This is a genomic window from Flavicella sp., from assembly GCF_037132785.1.
GTDB lineage: Bacteria > Bacteroidota > Bacteroidia > Flavobacteriales > Flavobacteriaceae > Flavicella.
Window position 1 is genome coordinate 1 of the sequence record NZ_JBAHZZ010000067.1, and the last position, 18155, is coordinate 18155.

12 protein-coding genes and 1 pseudogene are annotated in these 18155 nt (G+C 32.9%); 12 read left to right on the top strand and 1 reads right to left on the bottom strand.

The window, feature by feature from the left end:
• Nucleotides 1-964: 964 nt before the first annotated feature.
• From V5787_RS04245 to V5787_RS04300, 12 genes are all read left to right on the top strand, one after another.
• Complete coding sequence (locus tag V5787_RS04245; RefSeq protein WP_336892028.1) at nt 965-2932, top strand: hypothetical protein; 1968 nt, start codon at nt 965-967, stop codon at nt 2930-2932.
• 240 nt (nt 2933-3172) lie between these two features.
• Nucleotides 3173-5905 (top strand): six-hairpin glycosidase, encoded by a 2733-nt coding sequence (locus V5787_RS04250; protein ID WP_336892029.1) that lies wholly within the window; start codon nt 3173-3175, stop codon nt 5903-5905.
• A gap of 49 nt (nt 5906-5954) precedes the next feature.
• A complete protein-coding gene (locus tag V5787_RS04255; protein ID WP_336892030.1) occupies nt 5955-6899 on the top strand; it encodes a prolyl oligopeptidase family serine peptidase in 945 nt (314 codons plus the stop codon).
• Nucleotides 6900-6938: 39 nt separating this feature from the next.
• Complete coding sequence (locus tag V5787_RS04260) at nt 6939-8465, top strand: glycosyl hydrolase family 28 protein (RefSeq protein WP_336892031.1); 1527 nt, start codon at nt 6939-6941, stop codon at nt 8463-8465.
• Between the two features lie 112 nt (nt 8466-8577).
• Nucleotides 8578-9417 (top strand): family 43 glycosylhydrolase, encoded by an 840-nt coding sequence (locus V5787_RS04265; RefSeq protein WP_336892032.1) that lies wholly within the window; start codon nt 8578-8580, stop codon nt 9415-9417.
• 7 nt (nt 9418-9424) lie between these two features.
• Nucleotides 9425-9721 carry a hypothetical protein gene (locus V5787_RS04270; RefSeq protein WP_336892033.1) on the top strand — a complete coding sequence of 99 codons (297 nt, stop codon included), beginning with the start codon at nt 9425-9427 and terminating at the stop codon, nt 9719-9721.
• Nucleotides 9718-10830 (top strand): hypothetical protein, encoded by a 1113-nt coding sequence (locus V5787_RS04275; protein ID WP_336892034.1) that lies wholly within the window; start codon nt 9718-9720, stop codon nt 10828-10830. The genes V5787_RS04270 and V5787_RS04275 overlap by 4 nt, the downstream gene beginning before the upstream one ends.
• Before the next feature lie 45 nt (nt 10831-10875).
• On the top strand, nt 10876-12561 hold the full coding sequence (locus V5787_RS04280; RefSeq protein ID WP_336892035.1) for a hypothetical protein: 1686 nt from the start codon (nt 10876-10878) through the stop codon (nt 12559-12561).
• A 230-nt stretch (nt 12562-12791) separates the two neighbouring features.
• On the top strand, nt 12792-13598 hold the full coding sequence (locus V5787_RS04285; RefSeq protein ID WP_336892036.1) for a DUF1961 domain-containing protein: 807 nt from the start codon (nt 12792-12794) through the stop codon (nt 13596-13598).
• A gap of 321 nt (nt 13599-13919) precedes the next feature.
• A complete protein-coding gene (manA, locus tag V5787_RS04290) occupies nt 13920-15122 on the top strand; it encodes a mannose-6-phosphate isomerase, class I (RefSeq protein WP_336892037.1) in 1203 nt (400 codons plus the stop codon).
• Between the two features lie 195 nt (nt 15123-15317).
• The gene (locus V5787_RS04295; protein ID WP_336892038.1) at nt 15318-16619 is read left to right on the top strand and encodes an MFS transporter; all 1302 of its coding nucleotides are present in this window, start codon (nt 15318-15320) and stop codon (nt 16617-16619) included.
• A 32-nt stretch (nt 16620-16651) separates the two neighbouring features.
• Complete coding sequence (locus V5787_RS04300) at nt 16652-17836, top strand: DUF4861 family protein (RefSeq protein WP_336892039.1); 1185 nt, start codon at nt 16652-16654, stop codon at nt 17834-17836.
• A 170-nt stretch (nt 17837-18006) separates the two neighbouring features.
• On the opposite strand, the pseudogene V5787_RS04305 reads toward V5787_RS04300, so the two are convergent.
• Nucleotides 18007-18155, bottom strand: a pseudogene (locus tag V5787_RS04305) (IS1595 family transposase); the annotation flags it as partial.

The window sequence follows — 18155 nt, forward strand, 5'->3', positions numbered from 1 at the left end:
TTTTTGAAATTCGATCCCAATCGATAAGAATATTTATTTGACTAAAAAATGTAGCTTTTATCTTTCTTGTGCGTAAATCACAAATGCTATCTGCAAAAGTAGGTGTTATTTGTAGTTTCATGGCTTGAATATACATCTTAATGAGTTAACAAACAATGATTTACACCCTAAGTTTGGGTCTTTGTTTTTGTCATGTACCTTGCAACGATCTTAGATTACCAATCAGCATAATCTTTTAGGAGATACCTTTAATGCCATTTTAATATTTTAAATGACGCATTAAATTCGTTTCTTTTTCATTCATATTCCACACAAAAACAAAACCGTAACGGAGCTATGCTTCTGTTTTTATTGCTAATCTGAATAAAAAACATTCCAAATTATTATTACGCCATTAAAAAATTGAATAGATATAATGACTTATTGAATCTTAAACAGGAGTTTTATCTTTTTAAGTAATGAAAGAGGTTGGAATTATTTTGAAAAAGAGGCTCTGATCTCTGTGTTTAAAAAAGGAAGATTAACACATTCAATTCGTTTAATGGTTTCCTTTTTGATTTTAAAATGAATGTATTTCCAAAATTTTTCAAGGAACTATTTCAACAACGAAGCACCTTTCTCGGTAAGTGATTTTGTGAAAAAAATAAATTCGGAAATTTTCAAAAAGTACTTTCCCAAATTATTAGCCGACTGAGGCTAGGTACTCTTGACAATAACTCTTGAGTTTTCGTTATAAGAATGTCGATAAGTTATAATGCATGAATCATAGTTTATACTTTTTTTTAGATAAAAGCTATAATATTGACTATGGTTTTAAAACACATGGTTGTTTGAAAAATCGCAATGAAATTAGAAAGGGTTTTTTGTAGTTTGTTATCAAGAAAACTCCGTAAGAAAATCCACTTTGACTAGTTTAGGGTTGATGTTAAAAAGACATAATTAACGATAATAAAACATGTGTAAAATGATTAAAATAGCATCAACTTTATTAAATAATGCTGTAAAAAGCTCACTTTTAGTTGTACTCTGTGTATTTATGTTTACTTCATGTAATAACACAAAAAAAACTCCTTTGAATATAAAAGAGTTTTTAAGTCAAACCCATGTAGATAGTATTTACCCAAGTGCAAATCAAATAAAAATGCTTGAAGCAGTAATGCCCAAAAAAACATATCAACCTTCACCGTCTATAATCGATAGAGATTATTGGGATAGAATTGCAGCTACTGAATCTGGCAAAGATTATATAAAAGTTGCTTTGTCAAAATTTGAAAAAAAACCAGAAGTTCCTATAACGGATAGTATTTACAGATTGGCTAACAAACAAGGCAACAGAGGTATTTATAAACCTAGGTATTATCGTACAATGGACAGATTAGAACACTATATATTGGCTGAATGCTTGGAAAACAAAGGTCGATTTTTACCTCAGATAAATATTTATTCACATGCTATATTGGATATGAAATCATGGTTGCATCCCAATCATGATGATAATGATAATGGTGTTTTAGAAGGTAGACGTGTATCGATTGATTTGGGAGCTCGGAAATTTGGCTCGGTTTTAGCTTTGGCAGAAGTTCTTTTAGGGAACAAGCTGGAAAAAGGTTTAAGCGATGAGATTACAACTCAATTACAATGGAGAATTATCGATTCTTACCTAAAGAGTTGTGAAACTTTAGATAAAAATAATAAATGGATTAAGAGTACAAGTAATTGGAATTCTGTTTGCACCAGTGGTTCTGTATTTGTTTCAATTTCAATTGCTAAAACAGAAAAAGAGCGTATAGGAGCGATTGGTAGTGCCTTAAACAGTATGAAATATTACTTAAGTGGTTTTAGTACTGATGGTTATTGCTCAGAAGGACTTGGCTACTGGGGATATGGTTTTGGTCATTATCTATATTTGGCACAGATTATATATGATTATACGGATGGTAATATCAATTTATTTGAGGCAGATAATCCTTTAAAATTAAAAAATATCGGAAATTTTCCTGAAAAATTTGAAATTCAAAACGGCAGATGTGCTCCATTTGCTGACGGTGTTTCTTCCATTTCAAAAAAGGGGAGTAATTTTGCTTATGTGTTATCTGCAAAAAAATATGGAGCTATAAAGCCTACAGAATTAAGATTAGAGGAGGCTGTAGAGCAATTAATCTCTTGGTCAGATCCTGAATCTTTTACTTTTAAAAAAAATACTGATAAAGAAAAACTTGAATTTCCAGATTATTCTTATTTTGAAGATTTTGGGATGGTGATTTCACGTGGTAAACAAAAAGTTCCTTTTTCAATTGCAATTAAAGCAGGTCATAATGCCGAAAATCACAATCATAGTGATGTCGGTACTTATACAATCGTATTGAATAAAGATATAATGACAGGAGATATAGGTGCACCATCTTATATTGCTGGATCATTTTCGCCAAAAAACAAAGCGAGAAGTTCTTGGGGACATCCAGTACCTAGAATAGACGGTACCCTTCAGTCAAATGGTAAAGAATTCTTAGGAAACATAATTTCTTCTGAGTTTACTAAAACTAATGATAAAGTAATAATGGATCTTAAATGGGCGTATAAATTAGCAGCATTAAAATCATTGGTAAGAACGATGGAAAACGATAAATCAGGGGAAGGTACTATTACGATTCAAGATAGTTTTTCTGCGACCAAGCCGGTTGAATTTGGAGTAGCTATAATGACCTTGTCAGATTATAAAATTATTGATTCGACTACCGTACTATTGATAACTGAAAATCAAAAACTCAAAGCAGAGATCTTTGGTAGTGGTGGTCAAATAAAAATCACGGATGAACTTGTACCTGTAGAATACTTAAGAGAACAGGGACTAGCTTACAGAATAGGAGTTGATTTTACACAACCAGTAAGGCAGGGTTCAATAACTATAAAATATACACCTGTTTTTGAATGATTTATTGAGAAAATAAGTTCTAAATAGTTGCTGTTTTAATATTTACGTGTTTGAATTGCATACGTGATTTTGTCTGTAGTGGGTTTTAAATGGTTTTAACATGTGAGGCACAATACTTGAAAACAAGTAAAGTAGCTGAATAACATACTCGAAACTCCTCGGTAAAAATAATCGTTATATCAGAGGGTATAAACCTTCATTTTGACAATGTTGGTAAATTTTTAAATAAATTAATTAAATATGAATAAATCAGTATTAATAATAATTGTAATCATAGCTTCTTTTGTAAATAAATCGCAGGCTCAGATTCCCCTTCCAGAAAACCTTGAACAAGGTTATCCTAGATTATATATCACGGAATCTGGTAAAAAAGATTTAATAAAAACAATAAAGAAAGAAGTTTGGGCTAAAGATGTATTAAAAGGAATTCATAAGAATATAGATGAGTATGTAGCAAGACACGTTGAAGATCCAGAATGGATGGTGTCTCGGTTGCAAATGTATTGGAAAACCAAATCAACGAATGTCTACATAAATGGTATTAATTATTCTCATGCTGATGGAGAAGCACCTGTGCCAACCGTACGTTTTACTGGGTCGCGCGATTATACTACAAACTATGTCATGCCTGATTTGGAAGATATTATACCATATATGGACGATGAGCGAGGTCTTTACCTTCGCAATAAAAGTAAGGAAGGAAGACCTTTAGAGTGGGTTGAGCAGTCTAAAACAGGTGGTGTTATTCATCGTCACAATCAAAAGATTATTGGATTTGCACGTGATGCGGCATTTTTGTCCTGGCTTGAAGAGGATGAACGCTTTGCTAAGTTTGCCTTCGGTATTTTTGACACATATATGATGGGAATGTATTATCGTAGTGAACCCATCGACTTGCTAAATGGTCATATTCAAACGTTGGTTGGACTCACTTGTTTCCAGGTTATTCACGAAAGTACCTTGATTTATGTTGCAGAACTGTATGACTTTCTGCATCCATACATCGAGCAAAATTATCCAGATAAAATTAAAACTTATGATGCAACCATAAAAAAATGGAATGATCTGATTATAAAAAATGGTGTACCTCAAAATAATTGGAATTTGCATCAGGCGAAAACTATTTTAAAAGCCGCTATGGTATTAAAGGACAACAAACATTATGACGATAAAAAAGGACGTCAGTACTATATCGATTATATATTAAATATTACCTCTGCTCGTCAGTGGTCTCTTACTAAATTCATGAACTATGGCTACGATGAAAATAATGGGGTTTGGGCAGAATGTCCTGGGTATTCCCAAGGTGTCACCAAGGATTTGACAAATTTTATTAAAGATTTCGACAACTCCTTCGATCATAATATTTTACCGTATATGCCAGTGATGGAAAAAGCTGTAAAAATGTTACCGCAATATTTATTCCCTAACGGACAAACAGTGGCATTTGGGGATAGCAATTATGGTCCACTTTCTACCGAAGCCATTACTGATATGATACGCATTGCTCAAAAAAACAGCGACACTAAACTAGAAGAGGAGTTTACCTCTATGTATCGTTTGTTTAGTTCAGATACCGAAAGTCATAAAAATCAACGCAAGCCAAAAGCGAATATTTCATCATTTTTTGCAAGTAAACCCTTAGAGTTAAATTCAGATTACAAAAAGGGGAAATTAGGAGATTATATTACCCAATCTTTTTATGCACCAAATGTTAGTTGGCATGTACAGCGTATGGGACAAGGGACTGATGGAATGATGGTTTCATTAAACGCATCTCTTGGAAATCATATGCATGCCAATGGTATTAACATGGAGTTGTACGGAAAAGGTTTTGTGCAGGGTGCAGATCCTGGTAAAGGTTCGGGTTATCTTCAACCATTATATTTAGAATACTATTCGCAGTTTCCAGCGCACAATACCGTAATGGTAGATGGAGTTTCGTCTTATACGGAAATGTTGAGTAACCATGCTTTTGATATGATAGGAGCATATCCCAAATCAGAACAAAAAGAAGGATTTTATACAGAGATTACGTATTCTGATGTTTTCTTTTTGGAGCCAGAAACACGTAGTGATCAAAGTCGTTTGGTAAGTATTGTGAAAACAGGGAAGACTACAGGTTATTATATAGATGTTTTCCGATCTAAGAAACAACGCAAAGGAGATAAATTCCATGACTATTTCTATCACAATCTTGGGCAAAGTATGCAATTAAGCGATGCACAAGGCAAGGAGCTAGAACTTACAGCAAGTGAAGAAATGGGCTTTGCTGGTGGATATCTTTATGGTCTTGATTATATGTGGGACAAGAAATCGATTCGTACCAATGAAGATTATCAAGCCGAATGGAAAATTGATATGCCAGAAGGAGAAGATGATGTATTTATGAATCTTTGGATGAAAGGAACGGAAGGACGTGAAGTATTCTCTATAAAATCTCCACCAAATAAAGCGTTTAAAAATAAAGGAGATTTACCATATGATGTTGGGAAAGCTCCATATTTAACAATTGCGGCAAGACAACACGGAGAAGCTTGGCAACATCCATTTGTTTCTGTGTATGAGCCTTTTACTTCTAGCGAAGGAAAAAGCATTGCAAATATCGCTGGTTTTGAAGATGAAAATAAAAATTTGGAATTTGTCGGTTTAAAAGTGACTCACAAATCGGGTCGTAAAGATTATATATTCTCTTCTTATAATAACAAAGCAGCACGCTATAAAAAGATGTCGTCTACTGCAAGGTATGCCTTGATAGGAAATGAAAAAAACGGTGATTTTGTATTGTTTATGGGAAATGGAACAGAACTTATTGCGAATGGAATTACTATTTCATGCAAAGAAAAAGGAAATGTAGTTTTGGAGAATAAAAACGGAAAACTTTTAATGAATAATGAAGTGCCTGTTGTTATTAAATTTAACAAAAAAGAAAAGAGTTTTGACTCAGGTGAATTTAGAGAAATTAACCTTTAGTGAAATAGGTACAATTGAACGTGAACCTTTTAAAAAGTTTAGTAAAATAATGAGATCAATTAACTTATATAAAATTGAGACACTTTTAATATTAGTTATGTTAATTGCTTGTCAACCAGTTGTTTTTTGTCAGTCGTTTGATGAAAAAGAAATTCTGGATACTTTTAGCAATAAAGAAACGGTAGTTTATAAAACAGTTGATGGAATTGAATTAGATATGATTATTTTCTATCCAGACCCAGAAAAAATTCAAAAAAGAAATCCATGGATGATGCATGTTCATGGAGGTGGTTGGGCTGGAGGAAGTAAATATAAAAATTTCAGAAAACCATTTTTAGGAACTTTGAAGTCTCTACTTGAAAATGGGGTTATATGCGTAACGATCGAGTACAGACGCACACGAGGTAATTCACATGCCTACGATGCAGTTGTAGATGCTAAAGATGCGACACGATTTCTATTAAAGAATGCAGAAAAGTATAAATTGGACTCAGTCAAATATGGAGTTTGGGGAGGTTCAGCAGGGGGACATCTTTGTTTGTTAACTGCTTTAGGAAACGATTTAGATTTTCAAGGAGATACAGAATTAGCTGGAATTTCAACTGAATTTAAATGTGTGGTCTCTTACTTTCCTGCTACATCACTAGTAAACCCCGATTTGGTTCCTGGATCTCTTTTTGAAAAGCAACAATCTTATACTAGGATTTTAGGCGGTAGTTTAAGTAATAAACTAGAATTAGCAAAGTTGCTTAGCCCAACGGAGCATTTAACAGAAACCAGCCCTCCAATTTTATTACTGCATGGAGAAAATGATAAAGTATTACCCATTATTAATTCTACCTACATGGTAGAAGTAGCAAAAGAGCGAAATGCCAATGTAGAATTGTTAACTATAAAAAATGCAGGTCATAGTTTTAAAGGCTCAAATATTTCTCCATCTATTGAAGAATTAAATCAATATGCTACTGAATTTATTCTATCTCATTTGAAATAATTAAATGAGAGCATAACAATTTTTATAAATATAACAAACATGAAGAAGAATCAGAAATTAAATTATTTTGAATTATTTGGCCAATGTGCTTTAATACTAATTATAGTAGGTTTTACGGCCTGTTCCTCCAACTCAAAAACAGAAATTGTTAAAGTATACCCTGCCCCTGAAGGCATAGAACTTTCTGAAAATTTTGTTGTAGAAGTTGAGAATAAGAATGTACCCGTGTATACGTCTACAATTCCAGCTAAGACTCCTATTCCACGCTTAAATCATTCACATTCAGAGTTTGGTTTGGCCTCATTTGCCTCATTTGATATGAACTCAAAAGTAGAAGTTAAGATTACTTATACTGAAGAGGTGAAGACGGTGAAAATTTTACCAACTTCTTTTGGAATTAAATCAACTATAAATGGAAATACTATTTCATTCGCTGTAAGTGAACCAAGAAATCTAACAATTGAAGTGAACGGAGATTGGTATGAATCTTTACATGTTTTTGCAAACCCTTTTGAGAAGGATATTCCAGATCCGAATGACCCTAATGTCATCTATTTTGAATCAGGAATTCATGATGTTACAAATGTAGTTGTTGGAGATAATACAACGGTTTATATAGCAGGAGGAGCCTATTTACGATGTGGAGTGGCAGATGATGAACAAAAAATGGATAAGGTTATTGGACAAAATCAAACTCCTCCATCATTTTTTCTTGAAGGGAATAATATTACGATTCGTGGACGCGGAATCATAGATCAGTCAACGATTCCAAAAAAGAAAAGACGCTATACTATATATGCTCAATATTCTAATAATGTAAAAATTGAAGGGGTTATTATTCGTGACCCTAGTCATTGGACTGTTCCATTGCAAGCATCAGATAACATTCATGTTGATAATATAAAAATCCTTGGATGGAGAGGGAATTCTGATGGTGTAGATATTTCTAACAGTCGAGATGTACTTGTTGAAAATTGTTTTATGCGTACATTGGATGATGCGGTAGTTGTAAAATCTTTTGGAGGTCGTGGAGAAGTAAAGAATATTCATATACGAAAGTGTGTGGTTTGGAATGAACTGGCGCATGCATTGAGTATTGGTGCAGAAATACATGAAAATGTCAGCAATATTCTTTTTGAAGATTGTGATGTTATTCATGATGCAGGACGTGAAACAGCACTTCGTATTTATCATTGTGATGATGCGGTTATTAGTGATGTTACATTTCAGAATATTAGAATTGAAGAAGCTAGAAGATTGATCTCTGTTTGGATTGGAAAAACACGTTGGACAGAAACAGAAGAACGCGGGAATGTTAGAAATGTACTTTTTAAAGATATTATTGCAACCTCTGCTCCTATAGATCCTAATTTAACAGGATTTCAAGATGGGTCAGACTGGAAGCCTTATATCATAAAAGATCATGCGAGTATGCTGTTAACAGGCTTTGATAAAGATCATACCGTTGAAAATGTTGTGTTTGAAAATGTAATCTTAGACGGTAAAAGAATCGAAGAAAATCAGGTGATAATGAATGAGTTTGTAAAAGATGTTAAGTTTAAATAAACGAGAAACCCATAAAAAATTAAATTCTGTAACCATGATTATAAGAAATAAAAATTCATTTTTATTTCTATTCCTAATGTTTATCCAATTTTTTTGGGCACAAAATCCAATATTGAAACTAGGAGAAAAGAACTTTATGTATGCGGCAGATCCTTCGGCAGAGGTGTTTAACAACAAAGTGTATGTTTATTGCTCACATGATCAGGATACAGCAGTGGGTTATAGTACAATGCAGGATTATTTGGTGTTGGAAACTGAAGATATGAAAAATTGGGTTAATCATGGTGTTGTTCTAAAGCCTCGTGAATATAATTGGGCTCACGGACAAATGAATGCCCCTGATGTTGCTTATAAAGACGGTTGGTATTATTTCTATTTTCCTTACGATAAAACTCATATTGGAGTTGCAAAAAGTCGTAGTCCAATAGGTCCATGGGAAGAAGCTGTAAGCGATAAAATTACAACTATTTTTGACCCAACAGTCTTTGTTGATGATGATGGACAGGCATATATTTATGGAAGTGATTCAAAAGTTAATATTGGTGATAAAGGTAGGCATGTAATGGGGGCCAAGCTTAAAGACAATATGATAGAATTAGATGGTCCTTGGTATCGTCTTAGTGAAGAACAAGTGAATGAAGCAGTACATTGTTTTAAGCGTAATGGAAACTATTATTTTATGGGGCGTAAAGGTTGGAGAACTGGATATTGGATGTCAGATTCACCGCTTCCAACTAAGAATTACGCAAAATTTATGGGATATATCACCAAAGAACAAAAAGACGCTCCAGTACATATGTCTGCCATTGAGTTTAAAAATGATTGGTATTTTTTCTACCAAAGAGGAGATGTAAATGAAGGTACTTTTCACAGACGTTCTGCCTGTTTTGAAAAAATGAATTTTAACGGAGATGGTACTATTCAAGAAATTGAATACACTTTAAATAATTAATATAGAAATGAAAAAAATATTAAGAATTGCCTTTATGATTTTAGGCTATATTACTGTAAACTCACAAACGAACCTGAAAGTGTATTATGTCGACTTAAAAGATGGGCAAAATACAGATGGGAATTTCATGAAAGAATATACTCCAACGACAAGTGTTGAATCGAGTAATATACACAGAAGAAATAAAATAAAACTGTATCCAAGTATTGAGTTTCAAACTTTGGAAGGGGTTGGCGGGTCATTTAATGAAATTGGAGGAGAAGCTTTGATTCTTTGCCTAGGGAATTACAAGATGAGGCGATGAATAATTTGTTTAGCCCTACAAAAGGTGCTGGGTTTTCTTTTTGTAGAACAGCAGTTGGTGCAAGTGATTTTGGCCTCTATGCTTACAGTTATTCTGAAGTGGATGGAGATTATGATATGGAAAAATTCTCTATTAAGCGTGAGGAAAAAACAGTAATTCCTTATATTCAGAAAGCTTTTAAATACAATCCTGAACTGTATCTGTTTGCTTCACCTTGGAGTCCACCAGCATGGATGAAATATTCTGGACTTATGGATAGAGGAGATGAGTTTCCTGAGAAAAATTATTTAAAGGATGACCCAAAAATTTATGAGGCTTATGCATTGTGTTTTTCGAAATATATTACAGCTTATGAGAAAGAAGGGATTAAAATTGATCGATTGATTATTCAAAATGAAAATGACATCGCAACAAAATATCCATCGTGTGTTATGCCTGTTGAACAAATGGGTAAGTTTGTAAAAACGTATTTAAACCCTCGTTTTAAAACTGATGATATCAATACTAAAATATGGGCAGGAACTTTTAGAACTGCAGGACAGATAGACGCTATTGAATTTGCGAGCAATAAAGAATATCATGAGTCTTTTGCTGGAATTGGGATACAATATACTAGTACTAAGTATATTCAAGACATAAAAACCTTGTTGCCAGAAATGCCCATTATGCATACTGAAGGGAGTTGTTATAATGGGAATAATACGGAGGATCAAGCGTCAAAAAGATTAGGTGAAGTAGCTCAATATATTAATTATGGTGTGACAAATTATTGTTATTGGAATATGATATTAAATGAAACTACAGAAAGTGGTTGGGGTTGGAAACAGAATTCATTAATTAATATTGATAGAGAAAATAAAACGGTTACATATAATCCCGACTATAGTGTTATTGCTCTTATTTCTAAATGTTTGCAGTCTGGTGTTGTTCGAGTTGCGAATTACTCAAGTGCTATAATAATTTCAGTTAAAAAAGATAATAAAATTTTTGTCCTTATTCAGAATAATAAAAATAAGGCTGACAAATATGAGTTAGATATCATAAACCAGAATTCGAGACAGGTCAAAATACCAGCCAATTCAGTTTCTATAATACAGCTAGACATTTAAACCAATACAAAATAAATTAGAAAAATAACACTGTAAATAATGACGATGGATTATAAAAAACAATCAGTTGAATATTTAATAGCTAAAATGAATGTTCTCAATAGAAATGTAATATTGGGACTCCTAGTCTCATTTTTGAGTATTCTTCAAACCTCAGCTCAAAAAAATATAAAAATTGACGCCACTGATAGTGGAGGTAAATTTGAACATTATTGGAGTAAGTGCGTTGGAGCGGGGAGAGCAAATGAAGGATTAAGAGCAGGTTGGCTTGAGCAACTAGAGCAAGTTCAGGAGAATTGCGGATTTGAATATGTTCGTTTTCATGGTATTTTCCATGACGACATGTTTCCTCTTCTTAAAGTTAAAGGTAAGACTGTCTACAACTGGCAGTATATAGACGATTTGTTTGACAGGATGTTAGACTTAGATGTAAAACCTTTTGTTGAGTTGGCCTATTTTCCAACACTTCTAGCAGCGGAAAATAGTAAGACTCAATTTTGGTGGAAGGCAAATATTACACCTGATGATTCTAAATTTGGCGAATGGCACGACTTAGTTAAGGCTTTTACGCAACATAGTGTTGATAGATATGGTATTGATGAAGTATTGACTTGGTATTTTGAAGTTTGGAATGAACCAAATTTGACACGTGGTTTTTGGGACGGTACAAAGTCTCAGTATTTTGAATTATACAAACAATCGGTTATTGCAGTTAAGTCCGTAGATGATAGACTTAAAGTAGGTGGCCCATCAACAAGTAATTTTGTGCCTGATACTCGTTTTGATGGTGAAGTTACTGATGATAAAGTTTCAGACGCTGTTTTTAATTCTGAAGACATCAATTCTTTAGAATGGCATGGTGTATGGATTGAGGATTTTCTTGAATATTGTCATAAAGAAAATCTACCTGTAGATTTTGTGTCTACACATCCATATCCAACAGATTATGCCTTTAACCCTGAAACAGGCAAAGGGAAAGGACTTACACGTTTTGCTAATTCGACAAAATTGGATTTACTATGGTTAAATAAAACCATTGCTAAAAGTGATTATCCAGATGTGGAAATTCACTTGACGGAATGGAGCACGAGTCCAAATAGTAGAGATGCAATGCACGACCGTTTACCTGCAGCTGCATATATAGTAAGAACCAATTTAGATTGTATAGGTTTGACAAATTCATTGACTTATTGGACCTTTACCGATATTTTTGAAGAAAAAGGTGGAGCTGCAAGTATTTTTCATGGAGGGTTTGGAATGATTAATTTTCAAGGTTTGGTAAAACCTTCTTATCATGCATACAGAATGTTAGATAAATTAGGAGATGAGACTTTATATAAAGATGATTGTTTATTTGTTAGTAAAAATTCTAAAGACAATAGAGTTATAGCCTTGGCTTATAATTACCCTGAAGAATATGAAAATTCTGTTCCATCGGGTTCTAATAAGAGAGAAATAGGGACTTCTAAACAACTTGATTTTAAATTGATAAATTTAAAACCTGGAGCTATGTTTAAAATTGAAATTCTAGACAAAGACCATGGTAATATTCATAATTATTGGGAGTCTATTGGGAAACCTGAGCCACCAACACGTGAGCAAATAAAAATAATGAAGAAAGAAGCAAATAATTTAAAAACTTGGGTTGCTTTAGTTGATGAAACAGGTAATTTGATTATTGATCATGAGTTGACTCCATGGAGTGTTATGCTTATAGAACAGGTTAATTAAAGCGCTGTTTTTTTTAGTTTTATAGGAGGTTTAGTGTTTTATGGTGTACTTTGTACATCAGTATATTAAGTCTGTTTTTTGTAAAACATTAAAATTCATACTGTAAATGGTCGTTCTTTCAATAGTAAAAGGAACGACCATATTCAGTTTTATTCATAAAAAAGAATCGTACGGATTAGAAAATATACATTGTTATATGAAACGATTAGGAATATCTAAATTATATCGAAATGAAAAATAAAAAAATATCTTTTTTGAAAATATTTACAGTTATTGGATTGTTTTTGACTGTGAGCTGCACGAAAAAACCTCAAGATAAATTTGATAAATTAAATAAAGACTCTGATTGGAAGCTCGAATTTACTGATCCTTGTACTGAAAACTGGCAATCTAATTGGTTTCTTGATGGAGAAATAGCAAGGGTTGAATATGGTGAGTATGGTATGGATCTTATCGCTGGGCCTATTAATAAAAATGATGCACACCATTCTGTTCTGTGGACCAAACAATCATTTGATGGGGATATTAAAATAGAATATGAGTATACAAGAACTGATTCTGCTGTTGTAAATGTAAACATTTTGTTTATTCAAGCAACAGGTAATGGAAAAGGGATTTTTGAGAAGGACATTACCAAGTGGAATGATTATAGAAAGGTACCTACCATGAGTAAATATTATAACAATATGAAAACTATTCATATTAGCTTAGCAGCTTTTCCAATGGTTAATGAGGATCCAAAAAATGATTACCTTAGAGTTAGAAGGTATCCTGTTACTGAAGAGATCACTTTTAAAGATATGGAAGTGGCTCCTTCTTTTTTTAAGACAGGATTATTTCTTACAGGGGTAACTTATAAAATGACCTGGATTAAATCGGGAAATAAACTTTACCTATCGGTAGCAGGAAATGAGGAGATAAAAAAATACGCATGGGATTTATCCAAGTTTGATCCAATTGTAGAAGGAAGAATTGGTTTGAGACATATGTTTACGCGTTCTGCTAGTTATAAAAACTTTAATGTTTGGACTAAATAAGGTCCTAATAAAACAAACTCCATCCTGGGTATTGAAACTACAGGTTGGACAAAATTTTATGATTTCCTGATCCCTGCTAATTGTGAAAAAGAACTTGGTAGCAGACTTGTTCTTTAAGATAATAGTACTAAATTTATGTTTTATATATGAGCAATAAGTGATTGTGTTTAATCCTGATTTACAGAGTCCCATAAGGATTTCCAACAAATAAGGTAAACTTTGTTTTTTAAGAGAATCCTGAAAATTAGATAAAAAAAGGGTGATAAATTGTATGTAAAAATTAATTAATCCCTATATAGGGAAAATAATAAATAATAATAAATGGCGAAAATATTTTCATTAGAAGGAAAGATTCAGAATTATGTTTGGGGTGGAACAGAATACATACCCAACTTATTAGGAGTAGAAGTAAACGAAAAACACTGTGCTGAATATTGGCTAGGTGCTCATGTAAATGCATCTTCAATTTTAAAAACTTCAGAAGGGGGACAGGCTTTAAATGAGTATATAGATTTGAATAAAACAGAAGTATTAGGAAAGGAAATTTCTGAGGTCTTTGGAATATTGCCTTTCTTGTTTAAGGTTCTGGATGTGAATGATATGTTGTCCATTCAAGTACATCCTACTAAAATAGAAGCAGAGAAAGGATTTAAACGTGAAAACGAAAAAGGAATTCCTCTAAACGCAGCCCATAGAAACTATAAGGATGATAATCATAAACCTGAAATTATGGTTGCTCTTAGTGAATTTTGGTTGTTGCATGGTTTTTTGCCCAAAGATAAATTGACAAATGTGTTAAATAGTATTCCAGAGTTTACACATCTGTTACATGTTTTTGAAGAGAAGGGGTATTTTGGTCTTTATAAAACGGTGATGGAGCAATCAGAGGGGGCAAGCAATCAAATACTACAACCTTTAGTAGACCGTTTATTACCTCTTTATAAAGCAGGGGAATTAGACAAATCAAGTCCAGGTTATTGGGCTGCCAAAGCAGTAGATACTTCAAAGGATAAATCAATTTTAGATAAAGGAATTTATTCTATTTATTTTTTTAATGTTGTCAAGGTTGATAAAGGAGAAGCTGTTTTTCAGGATGCAGGTATTCCTCATGCTTATTTAGAAGGTCAAAACATGGAGTTAATGGCTAATTCAGATAATGTTTTACGAGGAGGTTTGACTCCAAAACATGTTGACGTTCCTGAACTGTTAAAGCATGTTGCTTTTGAAGAAACGAATCCTAATATCATGTTAGGTGAATTACAGGAAGATGGAATAGAGCGTATTTATAAAAGTCCAGCACCTGATTTTGAACTTAGTCAAATTGCTATTTCCTCAGGAGAGAAGTATCAGTCCAAGGCTAAAACAGCTCAGATAATGATTGTGATTGAAGGTGAAATTAAAATTTCAGATAGAGAAACTTCATTGATTGTAAAGCAAGGGGAGTCTGCTTTTTTAATAGCAGGAAGTAATTATAAAATATCAACTGCGAGTTCCGCTATTGTTTATAAAGCAACAGCTCCATGAAAAATATTAAAGCGTAAGTTTTTTTAATAAACATTACAGCTCGATAATCACAAATTGCTGATCGTAATTCATTTATAGCTTTAATGGTTTATAATATATAGTGTTTGAATCATAATTTATTCTTTTTTTAGAGAATTATTTCAAACTTGCTATATATATAATAAGACTAATTTATTTAAAAATTATATGCCAGAAATGAATAAAAAAAACAAGAAGATAGGAAATTATCGCTATAGAATTTTAGGTCTTCTAATGTTTGCTACTACAATCAATTACTTTGATAGAAGTATTATAGGAGTAATGGCACCAACCTTAGAGAAAATGTTTGGTTGGGATAATAGCGATTATGCTAATATTATGGTGTCCTTTAAAATAGCATATGCTCTTGGTTTGCTTACTATGGGAGGTTTAATTGACAGAATTGGAACTAAAAAAGGATATACTCTTTCTATTGCAATATGGAGTGTTTTTGGGATGTTACACGCATTAGTTCGTCCAGGTTTTAGTGTGATAGGCTTTGCTGCAGCACGATTTGGATTAGGATTTGGTGAATCTGGGAATTTTCCAGCAGCGATTAAAACCACCGCAGAATGGTTTCCAAAAAAAGATAGAGCTTTTGCAACAGGACTTTTTAATGCGGCTACAAGTATCGGAGCTATTGCTGCGCCTTTTGTAGTAGGCTGGATAGTACATGAAGACGGGAAAAACTGGCAAATACCTTTTTTAATTACAGGAGCTCTTAGTGGAATATGGGTGCTTTTATGGTTGCGTATGTATAAAAATCCAGAGGTACATCCAAAAGTATCAAAAGAAGAATTAGCATATATACAAGGAGATTCAGAAATTGAAAGTGATGATAAGTTACCTTGGAAAAATGTATTAAATAAACGTCAAACTTGGGCTTTTGCCGTAGCAAAAATTACTGATGCTGTTTGGTGGTTTTACCTGTTTTGGGGAGCTAAGTTTTTATCAGTAACTTTTGATGTAAATATTAAAAATATTGCATTGCCGTTTTTCGTGATTTATATTATGGCAGATGGAGGTAGTATTTTTGGAGGGTATCTTTCAGGAGCTTTAATGAGAAAAGGGTGGAGTATAAATAAGGCTAGAAAAATAACATTGTTAATATGCGCTTTAATAATACTTCCTGTAAGTTTTGTTGCGGTTACGGAAAATAAATGGATTGCCATCTTTTTAATTGGTTTAGCAGCAGCAGGGCATCAAGCATGGTCAGCAAATATATTTACTTTAGTCTCAGATGTGTTTCCGAAAAAAGCAACGGCATCAGTAGTAGGAATTGGAGGTATGGTTGGTGCAATAGCAGGTATTTGTGCTGATATAGCATTAGGTTCAGTATTAGATAAAGCAGGTAATAGTGGTTATTTTTGGGCTTTTCTAATAGCAGGTTCGTGTTACATGGTCATACTTGGTTTTGTGCATTTGCTAATGCCGGATATGACACCATTAGATGAAAATTTACAGTCAATAAAGGATTAGATATATAACTCAAACATCAAATTAATTTTAAGATGAATAAAAATGTAATTTACCTATATGCAGCAATTATTGTCATATTGGTTAGTTGTGGAAAACAACAAGAAGAAAAAAATATTATTACGGTAAAAAACAATTTGGAGATACCTCGTGTTTTTGAAACGGTAGAAATATCAAAATCTGATTTATTTTTAAGTGAAGGTCAGGTATTCGAAAATATGGTCGTTGTTGATGTTGATACAGAGAAGATTGTAGTTTCTCAGTTTGTGGATCAAGATGGTGATGGAATAGTAGATATATTGTTATTTCAACCAGAAGTAGCATCAAAATCAGAAAAGAAATACAAATTGGTAGGGAGTACAGCTGAAAAAGAAGAAGTAATAGAGTATTGCTACTCTAGATTTGTTCCTGAACGTACAGACGATTATGCTTGGGAAAATGACAAGGTGGCTTTTCGAGTTTTTGGACCGAGGGCACAAAAAATGATTGAAGACGATATTAAAGGAGGTACACTTACTAGTGGAGTTGATGGTTGGTTGAAAAAAGTTTCTTATCCGATTATAAACAACTGGTATAAAAAAAATGAAATAAGACCAGGTGCATATCATGAGATGAGTCCTGAAGGACTTGATAATTTTCATGTTGGTGTTAGTAGAGGTATTGGGGGGACAGCGGTGAAAAATGATACAACCTATTATGTTTCTAGAAATTTCACCAACTGGAAAACAATCACTACTGGGCCTATTAGAACGAGTTTTGTTTTAGATTATGCAGATTGGGGTGCTGATGGATATACCATTTCTGAAAAAAAATACATTTCGTTAGATTACGGAAACAACCTTTCAAGATATGAAATTCATACGAAAGGAATAAATGTTTTATCTGCAGGGTTAGCACTTCATGAAAATGATGGTCAAGTTACAGAAAATGTAAATGAAGGCTGGGTCTCTTATTGGGAGCCACATGATACATCAGAATTGGGTACAGCTATTGTTGCAGCTAAAGGATCTATGGTTGCATCAGAACATTATGTGTCAACTTTAAAAGACAGGAGTAATCTGTTTGCTCAATTAAAAATAAAAGAGGATAAGGTTGTTTATTATTCTGGATTTGCTTGGAAAGAATCTGGACAATATCCTACTAAAGAATCATGGGAGAAATATTTAAAGGAATTTGCACTTAAAATTAACAATCCATTAGAAGTTGTTTTTACTAGATAGAACAAAAATTTTGGAGTAATAGGATTTATTTAAGAAATTAAAATCGTTCATATATTTGTTGTTTTCGATTATGAAACAACAAATATATTACACCAGTTAAATTTCAAAGCATTGGGTAAAAGTATTGTTAAATCAATTATTATGAGTAATACTTATAATAATTGACTGAGCTATACGCCTAGTGTCTGTTTTATGTTTTTTTGACATTTAGGTTTTTGTAGTACCATTCTAAGAATTGTTTTATGAAAAATGGATTCTTTGTATTGTGACCTATTAATTCTAAAACAAAATTCATCAAAATATGCTTGTATATGCCATT

Excerpts from the sequence above, each read along its gene's own strand:
- V5787_RS04280 (WP_336892035.1), top strand. The coding sequence starts at position 10,876 with ATGGATTATAAAAAACAATCAGTTGAATATTTAATAGCTAAAATGAAT.
- V5787_RS04285 (WP_336892036.1), top strand. The coding sequence starts at position 12,792 with ATGAAAAATAAAAAAATATCTTTTTTGAAAATATTTACAGTTATTGGA.
- V5787_RS04275 (WP_336892034.1), top strand. The coding sequence starts at position 9,718 with ATGAATAATTTGTTTAGCCCTACAAAAGGTGCTGGGTTTTCTTTTTGT.
- V5787_RS04260 (WP_336892031.1), top strand. The coding sequence starts at position 6,939 with ATGAAGAAGAATCAGAAATTAAATTATTTTGAATTATTTGGCCAATGT.
- V5787_RS04255 (WP_336892030.1), top strand. The coding sequence starts at position 5,955 with ATGAGATCAATTAACTTATATAAAATTGAGACACTTTTAATATTAGTT.
- V5787_RS04295 (WP_336892038.1), top strand. The coding sequence starts at position 15,318 with ATGAATAAAAAAAACAAGAAGATAGGAAATTATCGCTATAGAATTTTA.
- V5787_RS04245 (WP_336892028.1), top strand. The coding sequence starts at position 965 with ATGATTAAAATAGCATCAACTTTATTAAATAATGCTGTAAAAAGCTCA.
- V5787_RS04300 (WP_336892039.1), top strand. The coding sequence starts at position 16,652 with ATGAATAAAAATGTAATTTACCTATATGCAGCAATTATTGTCATATTG.
- V5787_RS04270 (WP_336892033.1), top strand. The coding sequence starts at position 9,425 with ATGAAAAAAATATTAAGAATTGCCTTTATGATTTTAGGCTATATTACT.
- manA (WP_336892037.1), top strand. The coding sequence starts at position 13,920 with ATGGCGAAAATATTTTCATTAGAAGGAAAGATTCAGAATTATGTTTGG.
- V5787_RS04250 (WP_336892029.1), top strand. The coding sequence starts at position 3,173 with ATGAATAAATCAGTATTAATAATAATTGTAATCATAGCTTCTTTTGTA.